Raw genomic sequence first — 1,428 nt, 5'->3', positions numbered from 1 at the left:
CATCGACCAGACGGTCAACGGCGTCACGACGGCGTTCCACTACTCCCGCGACCGTCTGCTGAGCTCGGACACCGGCGGGGCCACCGCCACGTACAACTACGACCCGTTCGGCCGGCTGAACACCGTTTCGGCGGGCGGGACGATCGTCGAGCGCAACGTCTACGACGGCTTCGACCACCTGGTCGAGAAGCGCACCGGCACGTCCACGACGAAGTACGACTACGACGCTCTCGACCGGACCGCGTCCAAGACCACCGGCGGCAAGACCACCGAGTACAGCTACCTCGGGCTGTCGGCAGAGGTGCTGGACGAGGAGGACGGCGGCAAGGTCACCAAGTCGTTCCAGTACTCGCCGTGGGGACAACGCCTGTCCCAGGTGACGTACAAGGCCGACGGATCCACCGAGGACGCCTACTACAGTTACAACGCGCACACCGACGTGGAACAGGTCACCGACTCCGGCGGCGACACCAAGGCCACGTACGGGTACACCGCGTACGGCGACGATGACGACGCCCACTTCACCGGCATCGACAAGCCCGACGTCGCCGACCCGACGAAGGAGCCGTACGACCCGTACCGGTTCAACGGCAAGCGTTGGGACCCGGACTCCCAGTCGTACGACATGGGGTTCCGCGACTACAGCCCCGGCCTGAACCGGTTCCTCTCCCGGGACAGCTACAACGGCGCCCTCGACGACCTGAACCTCTCGGTCAACCCGTGGACCGGCAGCCGGTACTCGTTCGGCGGCGGCAACCCGATCAGCGCCGTCGAATTCGACGGGCACTGCTGGAGCTGGGCGCAGAAGGTCTGCGACGCCGCCTCCACGGCCGGGAACTGGGTCTCCGAAAACGGTTCGGCGCTGGCCGAGACCGCGGCCGGCGCGGCGTTGACCATGCTGGCGCCGGAATCGCGGACGCCGGCCTGGCCGCGATGCTCGGCGGCGGAGCGGTCTGCCTCACCGGCGTCGGCTGCATCGCCGGCGGGCCGGTGGCCGTGCTCGGCGGCGCGGTCACGCTGCTCGGCGCGGCCGTGATGGTCACCGGCGGCGCGTTGATGGTGGACGGCATCAGCCAGATGCACTCGACGTCCTCCAGCAGCAGCGGGTCGTCGGGCGGGTCGTCGGGCGGGTCGTCGGGCGGCAACAGCGGTTCCGGCCTGCGTACCCCCAAGGAGGGGAGCACCGACAACGGCCCGGGCAAGTGGGTCAAGCGCAATCGGGGCGGCAGCGACGCGTCGAAGGAGTACCAGGAGACCGCGACCGGGGTCGAGCGAGGCAACGAGTATCAGGTCAACGGCGTCGACTTCGACGGATTCAGCAACGGCAAGCTGATCGAGGCCAAGGACAACTATTCCAGCTTCATCGACCCCAAGACCGGCGACTGGAAGTGGTGGTTCAAGAACGGCCGGGCCGGCAAGAACGAGACC

The 1,428-nt window shown here is 68.1% G+C and carries 2 protein-coding genes; both read left to right on the top strand.

Annotated elements, in window-relative coordinates:
• Positions 1-1,036 (top strand): RHS repeat-associated core domain-containing protein (locus ACFQS1_RS40420; RefSeq protein WP_378978366.1); only part of this gene is annotated, 1,036 nt, incomplete at its 5' end.
• The coding region (locus tag ACFQS1_RS40415; RefSeq protein WP_378978364.1) for a Tox-REase-5 domain-containing protein at positions 991-1,428 on the top strand (438 nt) is incomplete at its 3' end. The genes ACFQS1_RS40420 and ACFQS1_RS40415, both read left to right, overlap by 46 nt.

It is taken from the genome of Paractinoplanes rhizophilus, assembly GCF_042664765.1.
Lineage (GTDB): Bacteria > Actinomycetota > Actinomycetes > Mycobacteriales > Micromonosporaceae > Actinoplanes > Actinoplanes rhizophilus.
The sequence above is the reverse complement of the archived record's forward strand: the minus strand, read 5'-3'. Positions and strand labels throughout refer to the sequence as shown.